The 20,061-nt window shown below is 71.8% G+C and carries 18 protein-coding genes; 16 read left to right on the plus strand and 2 right to left on the minus strand.

Translation table 11 applies throughout. The features are described from left to right. The 10 genes from AB0J09_RS28115 to AB0J09_RS28160 form a co-directional block, all read left to right on the plus strand. Positions 1-1,684: ABC transporter permease subunit (locus tag AB0J09_RS28115; RefSeq protein ID WP_360697309.1), on the plus strand; the 1,684-nt coding region annotated here is incomplete at its 5' end. 71 nt (positions 1,685-1,755) lie between these two features. Further along, complete coding sequence (locus AB0J09_RS28120) at positions 1,756-2,475, plus strand: GntR family transcriptional regulator (RefSeq protein ID WP_360697312.1); 720 nt, start codon at positions 1,756-1,758, stop codon at positions 2,473-2,475. A 5-nt stretch (positions 2,476-2,480) separates the two neighbouring features. Next, positions 2,481-2,912, plus strand: a complete 432-nt coding sequence (phnG, locus tag AB0J09_RS28125; protein WP_360697358.1) for a phosphonate C-P lyase system protein PhnG — start codon at positions 2,481-2,483, stop codon at positions 2,910-2,912. Continuing rightward, a complete protein-coding gene (gene phnH / locus AB0J09_RS28130) occupies positions 2,909-3,520 on the plus strand; it encodes a phosphonate C-P lyase system protein PhnH (RefSeq protein WP_360697315.1) in 612 nt (203 codons plus the stop codon). The genes phnG and phnH overlap by 4 nt, the downstream gene beginning before the upstream one ends. Continuing rightward, a complete protein-coding gene (locus AB0J09_RS28135; RefSeq protein ID WP_360697319.1) occupies positions 3,521-4,621 on the plus strand; it encodes a carbon-phosphorus lyase complex subunit PhnI in 1,101 nt (366 codons plus the stop codon). Next, a complete protein-coding gene (locus AB0J09_RS28140) occupies positions 4,618-5,472 on the plus strand; it encodes an alpha-D-ribose 1-methylphosphonate 5-phosphate C-P-lyase PhnJ (protein WP_360697321.1) in 855 nt (284 codons plus the stop codon). The genes AB0J09_RS28135 and AB0J09_RS28140 overlap by 4 nt, the downstream gene beginning before the upstream one ends. After that, the gene (locus AB0J09_RS28145; protein ID WP_360697324.1) at positions 5,469-6,305 is read left to right on the plus strand and encodes an ATP-binding cassette domain-containing protein; all 837 of its coding nucleotides are present in this window, start codon (positions 5,469-5,471) and stop codon (positions 6,303-6,305) included. The genes AB0J09_RS28140 and AB0J09_RS28145 overlap by 4 nt, the downstream gene beginning before the upstream one ends. Further along, positions 6,302-7,039, plus strand: coding sequence for an ATP-binding cassette domain-containing protein (locus tag AB0J09_RS28150; protein WP_360697328.1), 738 nt, complete (start codon positions 6,302-6,304; stop codon positions 7,037-7,039). Before AB0J09_RS28145 ends, AB0J09_RS28150 begins: the two co-directional genes overlap by 4 nt. Then, positions 7,036-8,211, plus strand: a complete 1,176-nt coding sequence (locus AB0J09_RS28155) for an alpha-D-ribose 1-methylphosphonate 5-triphosphate diphosphatase (protein WP_360697331.1) — start codon at positions 7,036-7,038, stop codon at positions 8,209-8,211. The genes AB0J09_RS28150 and AB0J09_RS28155 overlap by 4 nt, the downstream gene beginning before the upstream one ends. A gap of 29 nt (positions 8,212-8,240) precedes the next feature. Next, positions 8,241-9,137 carry an inositol monophosphatase family protein gene (locus tag AB0J09_RS28160; RefSeq protein WP_360697334.1) on the plus strand — a complete coding sequence of 299 codons (897 nt, stop codon included), beginning with the start codon at positions 8,241-8,243 and terminating at the stop codon, positions 9,135-9,137. A gap of 86 nt (positions 9,138-9,223) precedes the next feature. Here the strand turns inward: AB0J09_RS28160 and AB0J09_RS28165 are convergent, their stop codons facing one another. Beyond that, complete coding sequence (locus AB0J09_RS28165) at positions 9,224-10,243, minus strand: LacI family DNA-binding transcriptional regulator (protein WP_360697337.1); 1,020 nt, start codon at positions 10,241-10,243, stop codon at positions 9,224-9,226. Between the two features lie 11 nt (positions 10,244-10,254). Here AB0J09_RS28165 and AB0J09_RS28170 point away from each other — a divergent pair, with 11 nt between their 5' ends. The 6 genes from AB0J09_RS28170 to AB0J09_RS28195 all read left to right on the plus strand — a co-directional run bounded on the left by AB0J09_RS28170 (position 10,255) and on the right by AB0J09_RS28195 (position 19,664). Next, a complete protein-coding gene (locus tag AB0J09_RS28170; protein ID WP_360697340.1) occupies positions 10,255-11,418 on the plus strand; it encodes a PLP-dependent aspartate aminotransferase family protein in 1,164 nt (387 codons plus the stop codon). A 435-nt stretch (positions 11,419-11,853) separates the two neighbouring features. Then, a complete protein-coding gene (locus AB0J09_RS28175) occupies positions 11,854-14,718 on the plus strand; it encodes a Tat pathway signal sequence domain protein (protein ID WP_360697343.1) in 2,865 nt (954 codons plus the stop codon). Then, positions 14,715-16,949, plus strand: coding sequence for a glycoside hydrolase family 95-like protein (locus AB0J09_RS28180; RefSeq protein ID WP_360697346.1), 2,235 nt, complete (start codon positions 14,715-14,717; stop codon positions 16,947-16,949). The genes AB0J09_RS28175 and AB0J09_RS28180 overlap by 4 nt, the downstream gene beginning before the upstream one ends. Positions 16,950-17,122: 173 nt before the next feature. Continuing rightward, positions 17,123-17,452: a DUF485 domain-containing protein gene (locus AB0J09_RS28185; protein ID WP_360697349.1), complete on the plus strand. Its 330-nt coding sequence runs from the start codon at positions 17,123-17,125 to the stop codon at positions 17,450-17,452. A gap of 17 nt (positions 17,453-17,469) precedes the next feature. Beyond that, positions 17,470-19,089 (plus strand): cation acetate symporter, encoded by a 1,620-nt coding sequence (locus AB0J09_RS28190; protein WP_360697361.1) that lies wholly within the window; start codon positions 17,470-17,472, stop codon positions 19,087-19,089. A gap of 170 nt (positions 19,090-19,259) precedes the next feature. Further along, complete coding sequence (locus AB0J09_RS28195) at positions 19,260-19,664, plus strand: hypothetical protein (RefSeq protein WP_360697352.1); 405 nt, start codon at positions 19,260-19,262, stop codon at positions 19,662-19,664. 79 nt (positions 19,665-19,743) lie between these two features. Here AB0J09_RS28195 and AB0J09_RS28200 read toward each other — a convergent pair. Continuing rightward, a partial coding sequence (locus AB0J09_RS28200) for a hypothetical protein (RefSeq protein WP_360697355.1) occupies positions 19,744-20,061 on the minus strand: 318 nt, incomplete at its 5' end.

Here is a 20,061-nt window from a genome sequence, read left to right on the forward strand (position 1 = left end):
GGCTGCGCACGCTGTACGTGTCGGACCCCGTGACGGTCCCATGACCACCCACCAGGTCGAGGCGCCGCCCAGAGGCGGGCCCAGAGGCGGCGGGGGCCGGCCGAAGGCGCCCATGACCGGGCGGCGGGCGGCGGCGTGGGGGTTCCCGATCGTGTTCGCGGCGCTCGGGATCGCCGCGCTCGACCGGCTCGGCGTCGGTGTCGGAGGGCTGGTCGCCGGGGCGGGGGAGGTCTCGGCGCTGCTCGCGCGGGCCTGGCCGCCCACGCTGTCGGATCCCGCCACCACGCTCGCGCACGCGCTCGACACGTTCTGGATGGCAGTCGCGGGCACGGCGCTGGCCACGCTGCTGGCCGCTGTGCTCGGCGTGCTGGCCGCCTCGCGCGGCAAGGTGGTCAGATCGGCCGCGCTCGGCGTGATCGTCGCCTGCCGGGCGATCCCCGACGTCGTGTTCGCCGTGTTCTTCGTGGCCGCGATCGGCATCGGCCCCCTGCCCGGCGTTCTGGCGCTGGGCCTGCACTCAGTGGGCATGCTGGGCAAACTGTTCGCCGAGGCGATCGAGAACGCCGACGCGGGCGTGCGCGAGGCCGTGGCGGGCACCGGCGCGGGGCCCGCCCAGCGGCTGCTGGCCGGCGTGCTGCCGCAGGTGGCACCCGCCTGGATCGCGGCCATCCTGTACCGGCTCGACATCAACTTCCGCGGCTCCGTGCTGCTCGGCGCCGTCGGCGCGGGCGGCATCGGGCTCGACCTGAAGACCGCGTTCGGGTTCACCGACTATCCGGAGGCCACCGGGATCGCCCTGGTCACGGTGGCCGTCGTGCTGCTCGTCGAGGCGGTGTCCGTGACACTGCGCGGCCAGCTCCTGGGCTCCGGACGCGCCGGCTCGATCCCGCCGGTCAAGGGGACGCGCGTGCCGTGGACACGTTCCCGGCTCGCCGCGCACCTGGCCGGATGGGGCGCCCTGGTGCTGGCCGCCGTGGCGTTCTGGCGCGTCGGCGCGGGCCCGGCGGCGCTGGCGGACGCGGCGAGCGGCTCTGTGCGGGCGCTCGGCGAGTTCTTCCCGCCCGACTTCGCGCCCGTGGCCGGCCTGCTCGGCGAAGGGCTGCTGGAAACGGCTGCCATCGCGTTCGGCGCGACCTTCCTCGGCGCGCTCGCGGGTGTGCCGCTCGGCCTCGCCGCCGCGCGAGCCGTCGCGCCCAACAACGGCGTACGCCTGGCCGCCCGTGCCCTCTGCGTCGGCCTGCGCTCCATCCCCGACCTGCTGCTCGTGCTGGTGTTCGTGGCGGCGTTCGGGCTCATGGAGGGGCCGGTCGCGGGCACCCTGGCACTGGCCGTCTTCAGCGCCGCCCTGGTCGCCAAGCTCGTCGCCGACGACGCGGAGGAGCTGCGCCGGGGGCCGCGGGAGGCCGTGCTGTCCGCGGGCGCGGGGCCCGGGCAGGAGTTGACCGTGGCCGTCCTCGGCCAGCTCACGCCGCGGCTGGTGGCGACCACCCTGTACGCGCTCGACGTGAACCTGCGGGCCTTCTTCATCCTCGGCATCGTCGGCGCGGGAGAGCTCGGGTACGCGCTGAGCCAGCACATCAGGGCGCTCGACTACTCCGTGGTGACGGCGATCGTGCTGCCGGTGTTCGTGCTGGTCCTGGCCGTGGAGGCGATCTCGGCCCGGCTCAGATCCGTCCTGCGTTGATGGCCTCCACGCTCGTGCGGCGTCGCCGTCCGTTCACCCGCCGGTCAGAGACCGCGCCGAGGCTGCTTGTCATGACAAGCACGCAGCGCTACCTGGAGATGGCCGACATCCTGGAGGCGGAGCTGGCGCACGTTCCCGTGGGAGCGCAGGTGCCGAGCGAGCACGTGCTGGCCGAGCGCTTCCAGGTCAGCAGGCCGGCGGCCCGCGCCGCCCTGCAGGAGCTGGAGCGGCGGCTGCTGGTGCGCCGCGTCCAGGGTGTCGGCACCTTCAGGCGCGGGCGTGTGGAGTACGTGATCTCCGCTCACTTCCCGCCGTCGTTCAGCGAGACCGTGCGGCTGGCGGGCGCCGAGCCGGGCACGCGGCTGATCAGCTGCGGCGTCCGCCGCGCGGTCGAGCAGGAACGCGCCAGGCTCGGCCTGGCCACCGGCGCGGCCGTGTGGGCGGTCGAGCGGGTGTTCAGCGTGAACGGCGAGGTCGCCGCGTACGCCACCAGCGTCCTGCCCCGGCGCCCCCTGCTGAACCTGGACAGGGAGCTCGGCGACGAGGTCTCCCTGCACAAGGTGCTGCGCCGCCGCTACGGCCTCACCGTCGTCCGCTCCCGCTACCGCATCAGCCTGGACGTCCCCCCGCAGGCGATCGCCGAGCACCTGACGGGCGGCAGCCGGGGACCCGTCTGGCTGGCCGAGAGCGTGAACCGCGCCGTCGGCGGCCCGTACGTCGAGTACGCGCGCACGTACCTGCGGCCCGACGTGCTCGACGTCACCTTCGAGATCGAAGAGGAAAACCATTGACCGACGTGATGACCAGGGAGGAACGCGCCGAGCTGCTCGCCGCCGCCACTCCCGACGAACTACTGCCCCTCGCCGAGCGCCTGCTCCAGTCGGGCGACCTCGGCGAGCCGACCGTCCTGCACGCGCCCGAAGTGGGGATGGTGATGCTCACCGTGCGCGAGCCGGTGGCCGAGGAGCGCTTCCACCTGGGCGAAGTGCTGGTCACCTCGTGCACCGTCGAGGTGGCCGGAACCGCGGGATGGAGCATGCGCGGCGATGACGACCGCGTGGCCGCGCTCGCGGCCGCCCTGCTCGACGCCGCCGCGGCCGCCGAACTGCCTGCCGCCCGGGACGTACATGCCTTGTGCGTGGCCGTCGCCGAGCGGCGGGCCGGCGAGGACGCCGCCGAATGGGCCGAGGTGTCCGCTACCCGGGTGGCCTTCGAGGAGCTGACATGACGGCTGTTTCCACCGCCGGGCTCGGCGTTCACGTCCGGGCGGTGACGCCCACGCCGGCGCAGGCGCAGGCGGACTTCCGCGCGCTGCTGAACGCGCTGTCCCGCCCGGGAGTGCTCGACGCGGTGGGACGCGCCGACGGCCCGCCCGCCCTGACCGTGGCGGCCGGGTTGGCCGACGTCGAGGTGCCCACCGCTGTGCTGACTGACTCCGGCGACGAGCACTGGGCGCGGGCCCTGCACCTGGCGACTTCGGCGCCGGTCGCACCGCCGGAGGCGGCCCGCATGGTGGTCGCGCTGCGCCCGCCGACGGTCGCCGAGATCGCGGCCATGCGCCGCGGGGACGCCCTGCATCCCGAGCACGGCACCCGCCTGATCGCCGCCGTCACCACGTTGGGCGCGGAGGGGGTCGGGCTCGCGCTGAGCGGGCCCGGGGTGCCGGGGACGCGGCGTTTGCGGGTCGCGGGCCTGCCGCGCGCGGTGTTCGCCGCCCTCGCCGAGGCCAACGCCGGCTTCCCTGCCGGGATCGACACCTTCCTCGTCGCCGGGGACGCGACTGTCGCCGGGTTGCCGCGCAGCACCCGCATCGAGATCGAGAACGGAGACGACTGAATGGGGTACTCAGGTGCCAGCGGCGGTCACGAGGCCATCCTCGCCGCCGAGCGGCTCGTCGAACGCCACCGGTACGGCGGCCCCAGCGCCTGGCTCGGCATCGACCAGATCACCGGACGGCTGCGGCTGGCCGTGGACCGCATCATGGGGGAGGGCGGCCTGTGGGCCCCCGAGCTGGCGGCCAGGGCGTTGCGCCAGTCGGAGGGCGACGTGCAGGAGGCCGCACAGCTCATCAGGGCACACCGCTCCACGCTGCCCCGGGTGGCGTACTCGGAGCCGGTGCACGCCGACGAACTGCGCGTCTCGCGCCGTATCTCGCCTGCCTTCCGCAACCCGCCGGGCAGCCAGCTGCTCGGCCGCACCCTCGACTACGTGGGCCGGCTGCTCGACCTCATGCCGGAGGAGCAGGCCAAGGCCCGTGTCCACGAGCCCGCGCCCGTACCCGAGTCGCCCGTTCACCACAACGGGCATGACGGCCACGATCCGCGCCGCCCGCCCCGCCTGCTCGGCCTGCTCCGCTCGATGGGCATGCTGGTCGACCGGCGCACCGGTGGCGACCCGGAGCCGTACGACATCACGAGGCTGCCCGTCCGTCCGGGAGTGCCCAGGTCGGCGCGGCTGACGGCGATGGCGCGCGCCGAGACCGGCGCCCTCGTGCATCTCTGGTACGCCAACACGTTCCAGCCGGGCAGGCACAACCACGAGTTCCCCGGCGAGGTGCGCCACGGGACCCTCCCGGTCCGGGTCCGCCACCCGCTCACCGGAAACCCGGTCAAGGTGGCCGAGGTGCGGGTCACCGAGGTGGAGACCATCGACGACCTCGACCGCGCCGAGGAGGACCGCAGCAGGCTGGACCTCGGCTACGGCATGTGCTTCGGGCACAACGAGCGCAAGGCCATCGCCATGGCCGGGCTGGACCTGCTGGTCCACCGGGACGGCGGGCGTACGAGCCTGGAGCAGGAGGTCCTGCTGACCCTCGACGGCATCGAGGCCTCCGGCTTCCTGGAGCACCTCAAACTGCCCCACTACGTGGACTTCAGATCGGTGCTCGACCGCAAGCGCGCGGTACGGGCCGCCATGGAGAAGGCGGTCGGCCGATGAGGACGGTCACGGAGCTGGCCGGAGCCGGCGGCCACCGGGGCATCTTCGACGAGTTGTCCAAGCGCGAGGTACGCAGGGCCGCGCTCACCGCGGTGGCCGTGCCCGGCTACCAGGTGCCGTTCGGCTCGAGGGAGATGCCGGTAGCCCGCGGCTGGGGCTCCGGCGGGCTGCAGGTGACGCTGGCGCTCGTCGGCCCGTCGGACCGGCTCAAGGTCATCGACCAGGGCGAGGATGGCGGCGTGAACGCCGCCAACCTGCGCCGCCTCGTCGTCGGCCACGTCGGCTGCGAGGAGGAGACCGACACACGCCGGGCCAGCCTGATCCAGTCGAGGCACCGCATCCCCGAGACGCCGCTCCGCGCCGACCAGGTCCTCGTGCTCCAGGTGCCGGTGCCCGAGCCGCTGCGCGCCGTCGAGTCCGACGTGCGCGAGCAGCGCCGCATGCACGCCGAGGCCGACTACTCCCGGATGTGGGTCGGTTTGTACGAGGACATCGTGCGCAACGGCCTCGTCACCAAGACGGCCGGCTACCCGTGCATGGTCGACGGCAGGTACCTGATCTCGCCCACGCCCATCCCGAGGTTCGACGTGCCGAAGCTGGACCGGGCCGAGCACCTGACGCTGTTCGGGGCGGGGCGGGAGAAGCGGATCTATGCGGTGCCGCCGCACACGCGGGTGGAGCCGCTGGTCTTCGAGGACGTTCCGTTCGAGGTCGAGCACACGCCGGGCGCGGCCTGCCGCCACTGCGGCGCCGATGAGACGTATCTGGTCGAGGTGCCGTCGGAAGACGGCTCCGTGGCCTGGGTGTGCAGCGACACGGACCACTGCACGCGTAACAGGGAGGGTAGATGAGCTGGGCGTTGAAGGTTGACGGGCTCGGCAGGGTCTACGGCGAGCAGGGGCAGCGGTCGCTGCCCGGCACCGGGCCCGAGCACGGCACCTCGGTCTCGCCCGCGACCGGCGCGGTGGTGGCCGCGTGGGACGTCGGCTTCGAGGTGGAGCCCGGCGAGGCACTCGGCATCGTAGGCGAGTCGGGGTCGGGCAAGTCGACGGTCATGCGCTGCCTGGCCGGCGACGAGCGGCCCAGCCGGGGCCGCGCCTACCTGCGCGGCTACGACGACGGACGAACCGACGTGCTCGCGCTCGGCGACAGCGCGCGGCGGCGGCTGCGAGTCGACCGGATCTCCGTGGTCTACCAGGACCCCGCCGCGGGGCTCGACCTCGACATCAGCGCGGGCGGCAACATCGCCGAGCGGCTCACCGCGGCGGGCGGGCGGCACTTCGGCCGCATCCGAGAGCGGGCCGCCGAGCTGCTGGAGCTGACAGAGGTGCCGCTGGCCCGCATGGACGATCCGGTACGCACGTTCTCCGGCGGCATGAGGCAGCGCGTGCAGATCGCCAAGGCGCTGGCCAACCGTCCGCCCGTGCTGCTGCTCGACGAGCCGACCACGGGCCTGGACGCCTCAGTCGCGGCCGGCGTGCTCGACCTGCTCAGGGGCCTGCTGGAACGGCTCGGCGTCGCCGCCGTGGTCGTCTCCCACGACTTCGGCGTCATCGAGATGCTGACCAGGAGGGTGATGGTGATGCAGCACGGCCGCGTCGTGGAGACCGGCCTGACCGACCAACTGCTGGAGGACCCGCAGCACCCCTACAGCCAGCGACTGGTCGCGGCGGCGCGCGGATGAACGTTCTGGAGATCAGGGGACTGGTCAAGTCGTTCACCCTGCACACGATCGACGGCCGCACAGTCGGCGCGCTGCGCGGCGTGGACCTCGACGTGGCCCAAGGCGAGCATGTCGCGCTCGCGGGCTCGTCCGGCGCCGGCAAGTCGTCGCTGCTCAGGTGCGTCTACCGCACGTACGTCCCCACCGCCGGCCGGATCGTCCTGCGCACTTCGTCGGGGACGGCGGTCGACCTCGCCGCGCTGACCGACCCCCAGGTCGCCAACCTGCGGGGCAGGGAGCTGGGCTACGTGTCGCAGTTCCTGCGCGCCGAGCCGCGCAGGGCCGTGCTGGACGTCGTGGCCCGTGCGGGCGCGGCCCGCGGCCTGGACCTCGACGCGGCCAGGGACGCCGCGGCGGCGGCGCTGCGCCGGCTCGGCATCGATGAGCGGCTGTGGGCCATGCACACGACCGTCCTGTCCGGCGGCCAGAAGCAGCGCGTGAACCTCGCCGCCGGCACCATCTCGCCTCCCAGGCTGCTGCTGCTCGACGAGCCGGTGTCGGCGCTCGACCCGGCCAACAGGGAGGCCGTGCTGTCCATGATCGCCGAGCTGGCGGGCGCGGGAGTGGCGGTGCTGTCCGTCTTCCACGACCTCGACGCCATCGAACGGCTGGCCACCCGCGTGGTGGTGCTCGAAGAAGGCAGGGTGGCCGCCTCAGGACCGCCCGCAGAACTGAAGCTGGAGGTGGCTCGATGAGAGCGTTCGCCCATGCCAGAGCCGTACTGCCCGACCGCGTCATCGACGACGCGCTCGTCGTCGTGGAGGAGGGCCTGATCACCCACGTCGGGCCCACGCGTCCCGGCGCCGTCCCCGCAGAAGCGGTGGACATGCGGGGGGCCCTGCTGCTGCCCGGCATCGTGGACACCCACAGCGACGGGCTGGAGACCGAGCTGCGGCCCCGGCCTGGGGCGGAGTTCGAGGTGGGGTTCGGGGTGTCGAGCTTCGAGGGCCGGGTGCGGGCGGCCGGTGTCACGACCGTGTTCCACGGGGTGGCGTTCGAGTCGCACTACCGCAAGGGGCGCACGGTCGAGCGGGCGCACCTGCTCGACGCCGCGATCAAGGAGCGCGCGGCCTCCGGGCACGCGCTGGTGGACCACCGCATCCTCTACCGGCTCGACGCCCGAGACCCCGAGGGCCTGGCGGGTCTCGACGCGTGCCTGTCCGATACGCCCACGCCACCGCCGCTGGTGTCCTTCGAGGACCACACGCCCGGGCAGGGACAGTACCGGGACTCGGCCGTCTACCGGCGCTGGCTGGAGGGCACCGAGGGCATCTCCACCGAGGAGGCGCAGCGGCGGGTGGAGACCCTGGTGGCCGAGCGCGACACCCGTATCGGGCAACGGGAGATCGCGCTGGGGCGGCTGTCGGAGCTGGCGGCGCTGGGGCGGGCGCGGTTGCTCGCGCACGACCCGGTGACAGCGGACGAGATCGACGTCGCGCTGGCAAACGGGGTGGCGGTGGCCGAGTTTCCCACGACCATGGAGGCCGCCCGGGCGGCTCGCGAGCGCGGGCTGCGGGTGGTGGCCGGCGCCCCCAACGTCCTGCGGGGCGGCTCCCACTCGGGGAACGTGGCGGCGGCCGAGCTGGTCGCGGCCGGCCTCGTGGACGGGCTGTCCAGCGACTACATGCCCTCGGCGCCGCTGGCGGCCGCCCTGCTGCTGGCCTCCCGCGAGAGCGTCACGCTGCCGCGGGCGGTGGCTCTGGTCACGTCCGGCCCGGCGTCGGTCGCGGGGTTGTCCGATCGAGGCGAGCTGGTCGAGGGGCAGCGCGGCGACCTGGCGGCGGTGACGATGGACCGGGGGTGGCCGACCGTACGGATGACGGTCACGGCGGGTGACGTCGCGCTGCCCGCGGGGGTAGGACGATGACGGAGACGCCGCGAGGAGTGGAGAACGCGATGCCGGTCGCGGATGAGCACGGGAACGGCTCCGGCCCGAGGCCGCCGATGCCGGGCCGGCGGGGGTGGAGTGCCGGGGTGCCGGCGGAGGCGCATCCGGCGCTTGCCGCCGCGGCCTCCGCCGCACTCGACGCCTACACCGCCGCGACCGCCGAGCACGACCCCGCGGCCCTGGCGGCCGTCGTGGCGGAGGGCGCGGATGGCACCCCCACGATGCGCATCGACGTACTCGTCGAGAACGCGATCCTGGCCGCCCTGTCCAGCCACCCGCTCAACGTGCTCAGCGAAGAGACCGGCTGGGTGGACAACGGCTCGGCGCTGACCCTGGTCATGGACCCCGTGGACGGCTCCGCGAACGCGGCCGCGGGAGTGCCCCTGTCCGCGTTCTCCGCGGCCGTGGCTGAGGACGGCGTCTTCACCGAGGCGCTGACCGTCTGGCTGGATACGGGGAGGAGCTGGTGGGCGGCGTCGGGCGTGCCGTCCCGGCTGCGCACGACGGGCCGTAGGACGCTGGCGGGCGCGGCGGTGTCCCTGCTGCGGCCGCACCCGGCCAACCCGGGGGCGGCCGCGGCCTGGTGGGAGGTGGCGCGGCGGGCGGCCCGCGTGCGGATCCTGTCCACGAGTTGCCTGGAGGGGGCGCTCGTGGCTCAGGGCGCGACCGACGCCTTCGCCGACGCCGCCACCGACACGCACCGCCTGGTGGACATCGCCGCCTCGGTGGTGCTGGCGGAGTCGGCGGGCGGGGCCGTCAGAGACGTGTTCGGCCGCGCCATCGGGCTGGACACCGACCTCACCAAGCGCTGGAGCGGCATCGTGGCGGCCACGCCCGACCTGGCCGACGAACTGGCGCAGGTCCTCCGCGAGGCCTACCACTCCCGCCCCGCACCCCCCGCCTAGCGTCCCGCGGCCCATGGGCGCGCACACGCATTGGCCGCGTCGCGCCCCGGCTGTGTGCACTGCCGTCCGGGCTCAGCGCGGGCACGTCAGGGGGGCGGGAGCTCGCCGGAGCCGCGCGCCACGAGCTCGACCGGGACCTTCACGCGGCGCGGTGACGGTGACGGGTTCAGCAGGAGGTCGACGGCGCTGCGGGCCAGGCGGGTCGTGTCGTAGCGGACCACCGTCACCCCCGGGTTGAAGACGTCCGCCAGGGCGAAGTCGTCGAAGCCCACGTACGCGGGCCGCTCGGGCCGCTCCCGCAGCGCCTGGAGGATGCCGATCGCGGCGCGGTTGTTGGTGGCGAAGAAGGCCGTCGGGGGATCGGCGAGGTCCAGGAGGCGGGTGACCTCGTGCGAGACCCGCCACGGGTCGAAGATCCCGCGCACCACCAGCGCGTCGTCGGCCTCCACTTCGGCCGCGCGCAGAGCCATGCGGTAGCCGGTAGCGCGGTCGTGCACCGAGCTCACCCTCTCGTCGTCCGAGATCAGCGCGATCCGGCGGTGGCCACGGGCCAGCAGGTGCTCGGTCGCGGCCCGGCCGCCCCGCACGTCGTCCAGCAGCACCACGTCCGCCGACTCGAGCCCGGGCGGGACCCGGTCCACGAACACCGTGGTGAGCGAGGCGTGCTCGGCCAGCCAGCCGTGATCGGCGGCCGAGGGGACGACGATCAGGGAGTCCACGCCCCGCGCGTACATGGACTCGATCAGCATGCGCTCCTTGTCCACGCTCTCCTCGTACGAGCCGAACACCACCAGCGCCTCGTGCTCGGCCGCGGCGGACTCGATGGCGGCCGCCAGGCGCGAGTAGAACTCGTTCGAGATGTTCTCCATCACCAGGCCCAGCGTCAGCATGGTCGCGCCCCTGGCCAGGCGGGCGGCGGCCTCGTTGCGACGGTAGCCGAGCGCGCTGATCGCCGCCTGCACCCGCTCCTGCAGCGAGGCCCTGACGTGCGGCTCCTGGTTGACGACCCGGGAGACGGTCTTGAGGCTCACGCCCGCGTGACGGGCCACATCAGCCATGGTCGGCTTGCCGCTTCCCTCCAAGCGGCCGCGCTCCCTCGCTGTCATAGTCTGCCCCCATGGATGATGAATGGATCTGTGGCCGGATGGGCGAGGACGAGCCCTGGATGCTGGGCGCGGTCAACCCGCCGGTGTTCGAGAACTCGCTGTTCACCTTCGCGACGGCGGAGGAGCTCGGCGAGGCCGTCAGGAACGAGGACGAGCGGTACGTCTACTGGCGGGGGACCAACCCGACGGTCGATCTGGCCCAGCGTAAGCTCGCCGCGCTCGAGCGAGGTGAGCGGGCGAAGTGTTTCGGGTCGGGAATGGGGGCCATCTCGGCCACCATCTCCTCGCTCGTGCAGGCCGGGGACCACGTCCTGGTGCTGGGCGCGGTGTACGGGCCCACCACTCAGTTCCTGCGTTACCTGGAGAAGTTCGGTGTCACGCATACGCACGTCGGCGACCTCGCGGGGTGTGACAGCGCTATCAGGCCGAGCACCCGCCTACTCTACTTCGAATCGCCCTCCTACATGGCCTACGCCGTGCTCGACATCGCGGAAGTGACGGCGTGGGCGCGGGAGCGCGGGCTGGTGACCGTCATGGACAATACCTGGTCCACGCCCATCTTCCAGAAGCCGCTCACCATGGGCGTCGATCTCGTCGTGCACTCGCTGTCGAAGTACATCGGCGGGCACAGCGACCTCGTCGGCGGCGTGGTCGCCGGCCCGTCCAGGCTGATCAGGCCGCTGGCGCTGACCGAGTACCAGCTGTACGGGGCCGCCATGTCGCCGCACGACGCGGCCAAGGTGATCAAGGGACTGCGGACGCTGCCGGTACGGATGGCGGCGCACCAGGAGCGGGGGCTGGCCGTGGCCGAGTTCCTGAGCGGGCATCCGGCCGTGCGGGCGGTGAACCATCCCGGGCTGCCGTCCCATCCGGGGCACGCCATCGCGTTGCGGCAGATGTCGGGGTTCTCCAGCCTGTTCAGCTTCGTGCTGGACACGGAGTCGCGGGAAGAGGTTGGAGGTTTCCTCGATAAATTGCGACATTTCAGGATCGGGGTGTCCTGGGGAGGCTTCGAGAGCCTGGTGAACGCGCCCGCCCTGTCCACCGAGGAGAGCGTGCGGGCGACGATGGGCATCCCGGTCGGCCTCGTCCGACTCTCGGTCGGCCTGGAGCCCGCGGACACGTTGATCAAGGATCTCGGTCTAGCGCTGGAGGGGGTTGGTCGCCTAGCGTGACTGACAGCGCTGTCCAAACGCGGGAGTGCGGGACGGAGTGCGGGCGCCGCGGACTACGCGGTCATGATGATCAGCGCGTACAACGGCGAAGCCCTGAATCCCGAAAGACCTCTACGTCAAGATCTTCAAGGAGGCGTCCCCGCCCGACTCCGTCTCCTGAGGCTATCCCGAGATGGTCCAGGGCTTCACCTCGGGCGTCACCGGCATGCTCATCCAGGACCCGAGGTGATCAAGACGGTCCAGGAGAGCGGCGTCACGGCCTGGTCGACGGCACCCATCCCCAAGGGCCCGTCCGAGTACGCCTTCCAGCCCGTCGGCTACGCCGTGAAAGGGTGATGCATCCGATGAATCTTGGCTAACATCCCTTGACTAAGGTCATCTTGGGTGTCATAAAGGCCAAAGATCCGATGTCTCGTTTGAGATCTGGAGAGTCCGATGACACCCCCCGTTGATGACCCGTCCCGCCGTGCCGTGCTCGGCGGTTTAGGGCTCGCTCTCGTCCCCGCCGCTCCGGCGCTCGCGGAAACGGATCGCACGGCGGCGGATCGCGCCGCGCCCGCGCAAGCGGCGGCGGCCCAGGGCTGGCGCCTCCAGGAGCGCGTGCCCTGGCCGGAGTTCATGCAGGGCCAGGACCTGATCTGGGGCAGGATGCCCAGGACCTGGTACGAGGGCCCGTTCCTCGGAGACGGGCTGCTGGGCAGCATGGTCTATCAGGAGCCCGGCCAGAACAAGATCCGTTTCACCGTCCAGCACGGCCGTGTCCAGGACCACCGGCCCCAGTTCGGCAGCGGCTGGGGCACCTGCCGCCTGCCCGTCGGCCACGTCACCCTCGACCCCGTGGGCACGATCACCGCCGTCGACTGGCGGCTCAGCCTGTGGGACGCCGAGGTCACCGGCACCATCACCACGGACAAGGGCGAACTCTCCTTCTCCGCGTGCATCCACGACGAGGTCCTCGTCGCCGAGGCCGAGGCCGAAGGGGAGGAGCAGGTCCGCTGGACCTTCCATCCCGAGGACGCCGTCAGCCCCCGATCGGCCTCCGAGGCCGCGCCCAGCGGCTACACGCCCAACCCGGCCTGGACCACCGCCACCGCCGGCGACGTGCACCAGGTGCTCCAGCCGCTCACCGGCGGGGGACAGACCGCCACCGCCTACCGCGTCAAGGACGGGACGCTCCTGGTCGCCGTGGGCCACAGTTTCCCGTCCGCGACCGAGGCCCAGGAGACCGCGCTCGGCAAGATCCGGAACGCGCCGCCGTACGGGATCATGAAGAAGCAGCACCGGGACTGGTGGCACGACTTCTACAACAAGAGCTTCGTCTCCCTGCCCGACCAACGGCTGCAGAGCTTCTACTGGATCCAGCTCTACAAGGTCGCCGCGGCGAGCCGGGTGGGCGGCCCGGTCATGGCCACCAGCGGCCCCTGGCTGGAGACCACCCCGTGGCCCGCCGTGTGGTGGAACCTCAACGTGCAGCTCGAGTACTGGCTCATCCACGGCTCCAACCACCTGGAGCTCGACTCGCTCACCAGCACGCTCGACCGCAACCGCGACCAGCTCGTCGCCAACGTGCCCGAGGCCTACCGGGCCGACTCGGCGGGGGTGGGGCGCAGCTCCGACATGTTCGCCAACCGGAGCGTGGGCACGCCAGGCACGGGCGCCGAGGTGGGCGACCTCACGTGGGCGCTGCACAACGTGTGGCTGACCTACCGGCACACCATGGACGACAAGCTCTTACGCGACACGGTCTTCCCGCTGCTCAGGCGGGCGATCAACTACTACCTGCACTTCCTGACCGCGGGCGCGGACGGCAGGCTGCACCTGCCCAGCACGTTGTCGCCCGAATACCCGGTCACGCCGCCCCAGGACACCAACTACGACCTCGCGCTGATCAGGTGGGGCTGCCAGACGCTGATCGAGTCGGCGGACCGGCTCGGGATCTCCGACCCGCTCAAGGCCAGGTGGGTGGAGGTGCTCGACACGCTCGTGGACTACCCGGCCGACGCGAACGGGTTCATGATCGGGGCGAGCACGCCGTACGCGCAGTCGCACCGGCACTACTCCCACCTCCTCATGGTCTACCCCCTCTACCTGGTCAACTGGGACCAGCCTGAGCACAGGGAGCTGATCGAGAAGTCGGTCGCCCACTGGCAGTCGCTGACGAGCGCGCACCGCGGCTACAGCTACACCGGCGCCGCCTCGCTCTACGCGATGATGGGCAGGGGCGACACCGCACTGTCCTACCTGGAGCGGTTCTTCGACCCGGCCAGCCGCTACCCGTGCCAGGCCAACACCCACTACGCCGAAGCCGGCCCGGTCATCGAGACACCGCTGTCGGGTGCCCAGTCGATCCACGACATGCTCTGTCAGAGCTGGGGCGGGATCGTCCGGGTCTTCCCCGCCGTTCCCGCGTCGTGGCAGGACGTCGCCGTTCACGACTTCAGGACCCAGGGCGCGTTCCTGGTCTCGGCGGTGCGCAAGGGCGGCCGTACGTCGTTCATCCGGGTCAGGAGCCTGGCGGGGGCGCCGCTCAGGCTCAAGCACGGCCTGGACGGGCCGGTCACGGCCGTGCTCTCCGACGGGCGTGCCGCTTCGGTGAAGGACCTCGGCGAGGGCGTCGTGGAGATCGCCCTCGGCAAGGGCGGCGAGGTGCTCGTCTACACGGGCCGGCGGCCCGGCCCGGTCATCGGACCGGTGCCCGTGAGCAAGCCCGGGGATGCCTGGGGGCTGCCGCCGATCCCGCCTCCCGGGCCCACCACGCCGGTGGACCTGTCGGGCTCCTTCGACAACGACGGCGTCTCCACGCACGAGGCGATGACGGACGGCGACTTCGACGGGTCCGGCTACACGTATCCGGCCGAGGAGCTGCCGCCCGCCGGTCCGCTGAGCCACGAGGGGCTGAGCTTCGTCTTCCCCGCGTACGGCGACGGCACCAAGAACAACGTCACCGGTCAGGGCCAGACGATCACCGTGCCGTCCGGGAAGTACGCCAAGGTCCGGTTGCTCGGCTCGGCCGGCTCAGGGGCCGTCACCTCCACCCTGACCGCCACGTACACCGACGGCACCACCGCCGAGGTGCCGTTCGTCATGCCCGACTGGGGCGGCCAGCCCGGGTCCGGCGCCATGGAGGTGCTCCGCTGCACCCACCGCCACGGCCGCACGGGCGCCAACTCGCTGCGGGTGGGCTTGTTCGTGGTGCAGGCGGCCCTCGACCCGGCCAAGGAGCTGCGCTCGCTGACCCTGCCCACGCTCACCCGTCCCCAGCTGCACCTGTTCGCGCTTTCCCTGGAGGGACCCCGATGACCGGCATCTCACGCCGAGCGTTCGTGGCGGGCGCGGGAGCGGCCGGCGTGGCGGTGACCTCGCCCGTGGCGTGGGCCCAGGCGTCGCCTGGCGGGGACGTGCACGGCGACGTCCTGGCCGACGCCGCCATGGTGTGGCGGCGGCCGCCCTCCGGCTGGCAGGAGGGGCCGTTCCTGGGCAACGGGTTCCTCGCCGCGCACGTCTACCAGCGGCCCGGCGAGGGCAACGTGCTGCGCTTCATGCTCAACCACTCCCTCGTGCAGGACCAGCGGGGCCAGTGGGAGGCGGCGATCGGCTACTCGCGGCTGCCCATCGGCTATCTCACGCTGACGTTCGCCGGCGCGGTCACGGCCGTGGACTGGCGGCTGGACCTGGAGCACGCCGAGCTGTCGGGCACGGTGACGACCTCGCAGGGCAGCGTGCGGCTCACCGCGCTCGTGCTCAACCAGCGTGACATCCTGCTCGTGTCGATGGAGCCCAGCGCGGGGGAGGAGGCGGCGGCCTGGGGCTTCACGCCGCTGCCGTCCTCCACGACCAGGACGATCCGCCGCCCGCCCGAATACACCGCGAACCCCGACCCGCTGATCGCGAACGGGCACGTCGAGCAGCCCATGCACGCGGGCGGCGGCTACACCTCCGCCTGGCGCGAGCTCCGCGATGGCGGCAAGCGCCTGCTCGCCGCCACGATCGTGTACGGCTACCCCGACTCCACCGGCGTGGACGAGGCCGTGCGCGCGGTGCGCCAGGTGCTCGACGGCAACCCGGAGGCGCAGATCCTGGTGCACCGGCACTGGTGGCGGCGCTTCTACCGGCGCAGCCTGGTCTCCATCCCGGACAAGAAGCTGCAGCGGTTCTACTGGATCCAGCTCTACAAGATGGCCTCGGCCACCCGGGAGAACGCCCCGGTGGTGACCGAGTGGGGGCCGTGGTTCCCCGAGGTGGGCAGCAGCTGGACGAACATCTGGTGGAACCTGAACGTCCAGGTCGCCTATCCGCTGATCAACGCCTCGAACCACCCGGAGCTGGACGCCATCACCACCACGTTCCGGAAATATCACGAGAATCTGGAGCTCAACGTCCAGCCCGGGTACCGCGACGGGAAGTCCTGGGCGCTGTGCCACCCGGGCGACCGCATGTTGCGGCCCGGACCGCGCTACGTCGGCATCCCCGGCGTGAGTCCGAACGACCACACGGGCAACCTCACCTGGGCCATGCACAACGTCTGGCTCGCCCACCGGCACAGCATGGACGCCGCCGTGCTCAAGGACGTGCTGTATCCGATCCTCACGGGCGCGATCGCGTACTACGACCGGTTCCTCGTCGAGGGCACCGACGGGAAGCTGCACCTGCCGGAGACCCGCTCGCCCGAGTACGCCAACGCCTCCGACGCCACCTACGACCTCTCGCTCATCCGCTGGGGCTGCCGGACCCTCCTCGACACCGTCGAGCGGCTGCGCGTCGACGACCCGCTCGCTCCCCGGTGGCGGGAGATCCTCGACCGGCTGACGCCGTACCACAGGAACGAGCAGGGCGTCATGATCGGGGCGGACGTGCCGCTCGCGGAGTCGCACCGGCACTACTCGCACCTGCTCTGGATCTACCCGCTGCGCGAGTCGCTCGACCGGACGAGCTTCGAGCACTGGGCGAGCATGCGCGAGCGCTGGCACGGCTACAGCTTCGCCGCCGCCTCCTCCATGGAGACGCTGTTCGGCAACCCGGAGGAGGCGCTGTCCCACCTGCGGTTCTTCATCGACGGGAATGTGGCCGACAACTGCGCGATCACGCCCAACACCATGTACAGGGAAGGCTCCAACCTCGCCATCGAGAGCCCGCTGGCCGCCGCGCAGTCGCTGCTCGACATGCTGATCCAGAGCCATGGCGGGGTGGTCGGCGTGTTCCCCGGGGTCTCGGCGACCTGGGCCGACGCCTCGGTGGAGCGGCTGCGGACGCAGGGGGCGTTCCTGGTGGACGCCTCGCGCAGCCGGGGGCGTACCGACTGGGTCAGGGTCACCAGCGAGGCGGGCGAGCCGCTGCGGCTGCGGCACGGCATCGAGGGCCCGATCGAGGTCCACGACGAGCGCGGCGGGCGGCTGCCGTACCGCGGGACGGAAACGATCGAGATCCCGCTGCGCAAGGGGGCGACCGCGGTGGTCGTCCGGCGCGGCGTCAGGCCGTCGGATCCCAGGGACGTCCCGGCCAACGCGAGTGCTCCGGCATGGGGGCTCCCATAATGCGGTGAAGGGTATGAGCGACCGCTCATCGCGCTGAACGGACCTTTCGCCGCAGGCCATCCCCAACTAAGCGCCGGACCTCAGCGGCTCGCCGAACAACGCCACCACGGACCTCCACGACAGGTAGGTTGCGCTCTTACGTTGGGCGTGATCCGCATCACAGTGGAGGTCTCGTGACGACTAGAGAACATGACGCATCGGTCTATGAGCAAGTGCAGGAGAGCAGTGAATTCCAGGAATTGAAACGGCGCTTCCGCGCCTGGACGTTCCCGATGACCGTGGCGTTCCTCGTGTGGTACCTGCTCTACGTGGTGCTGTCCGGATGGGCGCGCGGCTTCATGGGGATCAAGCTGCTCGGCGACATCAACGTCGGTCTCGTCTTCGGTTTGCTCCAGTTCGTCTCCACGTTCCTCATCGCGTGGGCGTACGCCAGGCATGCCGAGAAGAAGCTCGACCCGATCGCGGACAAGCTCCGCCACGAGGTTGAGGAGAAGTCCAAGTGAGCTCCACGACCCTGGGGATGGTCCTCTTCCTCACCTTCGTCGCCGGCACGCTGGCGATCACGTTCTGGGCGAGCCGCCAGACCAAGACGGCCGCCGACTACTACGCGGGTGGCCGGTCGTTCACCGGCGTGCAGAACGGCCTGGCCATCGGCGGCGACTACATGTCGGCCGCCTCCTTCCTCGGCATCGCGGGCATCATCGCGCTGTCCGGCTACGACGGGTTCCTGTACTCGATCGGGTTCCTGGTCGCCTGGCTGGTCGCGCTGCTGCTGGTGGCCGAGCTGATGCGGAACTCCGGCAAGTTCACCATGGCCGACGTGCTGGCGTTCAGGATGAGCCCGCGCCCCGTGCGCACGGCGGCCGGCGTCTCCACGATCGTGGTCAGCATCTTCTACCTGCTGGCCCAGATGGTGGGCGCGGGCGCGCTGGTCGGCCTGCTGCTCGGCATCACCAGCGAGGCGGGCAAGGCGTGGACGATCGTCGGCGTGGGCGCGCTGATGATCGTTTACGTGGTCTTCGGCGGCATGAAGGGCACCACCTGGGTGCAGATCGTCAAGGCCGTGCTGCTGATGAGCGGCGCCGCGCTGGTGACCGTGCTGGTGCTGGGCAAGTTCGGCTTCAACCTGTCGTCTCTGCTCGGCCAGGCCGCAACGACCAGCGGCCCCAAGGCGAACCCCGGCAACTTCCTCATCCCCGGCCTGAAGTACGGCACGGACGCGCAGGGCCTGGCCGGCAAGATCGACCTCATCAGCCTGGGCCTCGCCCTCGTGCTCGGCACCGCGGGCCTGCCGCACATCCTCATCCGCTTCTACACCGTCCCCACCGCCAAGGACGCCCGCAAGTCCGTCCTGTGGGGCATCGGCATCATCGGCGTGTTCTACCTGCTGACCCTGGTCCTCGGCTTCGGCGCGGCGGCCCTGGTCGGCAAGGAGGCGATCGTCAAGGGCGACAAGGCGGGCAACACGGCCGCCCCGATGCTGGCCGAGAAGATCGGCCAGGAGATCTTCGGCTCGGTCGGCGGCACGATCCTGCTGGCCCTCATCGGCGCCGTCGCCTTCGCCACGATCCTCGCCGTGGTGGCCGGCCTCACGCTGGCCTCCTCCTCCAGCTTCTCCCACGACCTGTACGCGCACGTCTTCAAGCGCGGCCAGGCCACCGAGCGGCAGGAGGTCGTGGTGGCCCGCGTGTCCGCCCTGGTCATCGGCGCCATCGCGATCGGCCTGGGGATCCTGGCCCAGGGGCAGAACGTCGCCTTCCTGGTCGCCCTGGCCTTCGCCGTCGCGGCCTCCGGCAACCTGCCGGCGATCCTCTACAGCCTGTTCTGGAAGCGGTTCAACACGACGGGCGCGGTCTCGGCCATCTACGGCGGCCTGGGGTCCGCTCTGATCCTGGTGATCTTCTCGCCCGTCGTCTCCGCGCCGGCGCCTCCGGCCGGGACCGCGGTGACGGCGCTGATCCACGGCGTGGACTTCCACTGGTTCCCGCTGAGCAACCCCGGCATCGTGTCGATCCCGCTCGGGTTCCTGTGCGGGTGGCTCGGGACGATCCTCAGCAAGGAGTACAACGCCGCGAAGTACGCCGAGATAGAGGTCCGCTCCCTCACCGGTGTCGGTGCGGAGAAGGCCACTGAGCACTGACGTCCCTTCCCTGAAGGCGCCTCCCTCCCCTCCGAAGGCGCCTTCGCCGAAAGGGCCCGGTCTCTGAGACCGGGCCCTTTCTCTGTGCCGGGGCTGCTCCGGCTTGGTGAACGGCGCCCCTGCGACCACGGCGGGTGCGGGGAGCTCGATGCTCCGCTTCTCAAGGCGCGTTGCCGGAGACGGCGGGCCGGCGGGGGCGGCGCGCGGCCGGGCTCACCCGGCGGGCCGCGCTGCTCGGCTCCCCGGTACGCGCGATGCTGGAGAGCTTCCACGACGGCCCGCTCCTGGCGGCGCGCGGCTATCTGGACGACGGCGGCGGCCAGGTCATGGTGACCGCGGTCAAGCTGCACGAGGACGCGCCGCGCGACCTGGTGGTCAGGGCCGTCGAGACCACGGGCCGGGCCGCCCTGGCGATCCTCGACGTCCCGCTGGCCCGGATCAGGCTCACGGCGGACTTCGGGCCGGGCCAGATCCGTACGTTCCGGATCCCGCTCGACGATCCGCTCTCCGCGGTGGAGACGGACCTGGTCGAGTTGGGCGTCCGCAAGGGCGCGTGCGCGGTGGAAGCGTGGTGATCCCCGGCGGCGGCGAGCCGGCCCTGAAGATCCGGTACGAGGGCACGGAGCCCGCGACCTCCCGCCCAGAAAGATCCGCCTACTCGCGGAGGGCGTCAAGCGGGTGCGCGCGGTGGTCGATCACGGTGGCGTCGAGGATGCGCGCGCCCTCGGACCCTCTCGCGGCCTCGGGCAGCCACACCGGTGTGTCCGGCGTAAGCGGATAAATCATGACCTCGACCGTCTCGATGCCGCCGGAGATGTCGATGTCCCACGGGGTGCCGTTCCAGTAGAGGTCCTCCGTGCGGTCGCCGACCCTGGCCACCGCCACGTCGCCGACCAGGTCGAGGCGGAGCAGCGTGCGCTCGCCGCCCGGGGGCACGGTGATCGTGTAGTGGGCCGCGTGGGCGGCCAGCGT

Source organism: Nonomuraea sp. NPDC049784 (assembly GCF_040659615.1).
Lineage (GTDB): Bacteria > Actinomycetota > Actinomycetes > Streptosporangiales > Streptosporangiaceae > Nonomuraea.

Coding starts and splice junctions, on each gene's coding strand:
- AB0J09_RS28175 (WP_360697343.1), top strand. CDS start 11,854: ATGACACCCCCCGTTGATGACCCGTCCCGCCGTGCCGTGCTCGGCGGT.
- AB0J09_RS28135 (WP_360697319.1), top strand. CDS start 3,521: ATGGGGTACTCAGGTGCCAGCGGCGGTCACGAGGCCATCCTCGCCGCC.
- AB0J09_RS28160 (WP_360697334.1), top strand. CDS start 8,241: ATGCCGGTCGCGGATGAGCACGGGAACGGCTCCGGCCCGAGGCCGCCG.
- AB0J09_RS28180 (WP_360697346.1), top strand. CDS start 14,715: ATGACCGGCATCTCACGCCGAGCGTTCGTGGCGGGCGCGGGAGCGGCC.
- AB0J09_RS28145 (WP_360697324.1), top strand. CDS start 5,469: ATGAGCTGGGCGTTGAAGGTTGACGGGCTCGGCAGGGTCTACGGCGAG.
- AB0J09_RS28150 (WP_360697328.1), top strand. CDS start 6,302: ATGAACGTTCTGGAGATCAGGGGACTGGTCAAGTCGTTCACCCTGCAC.
- AB0J09_RS28170 (WP_360697340.1), top strand. CDS start 10,255: ATGGATGATGAATGGATCTGTGGCCGGATGGGCGAGGACGAGCCCTGG.
- AB0J09_RS28190 (WP_360697361.1), top strand. CDS start 17,470: ATGGTCCTCTTCCTCACCTTCGTCGCCGGCACGCTGGCGATCACGTTC.
- AB0J09_RS28155 (WP_360697331.1), top strand. CDS start 7,036: ATGAGAGCGTTCGCCCATGCCAGAGCCGTACTGCCCGACCGCGTCATC.
- phnH (WP_360697315.1), top strand. CDS start 2,909: ATGACGGCTGTTTCCACCGCCGGGCTCGGCGTTCACGTCCGGGCGGTG.
- AB0J09_RS28165 (WP_360697337.1), bottom strand. CDS start 10,243: ATGACAGCGAGGGAGCGCGGCCGCTTGGAGGGAAGCGGCAAGCCGACC.
- AB0J09_RS28120 (WP_360697312.1), top strand. CDS start 1,756: ATGACAAGCACGCAGCGCTACCTGGAGATGGCCGACATCCTGGAGGCG.
- AB0J09_RS28140 (WP_360697321.1), top strand. CDS start 4,618: ATGAGGACGGTCACGGAGCTGGCCGGAGCCGGCGGCCACCGGGGCATC.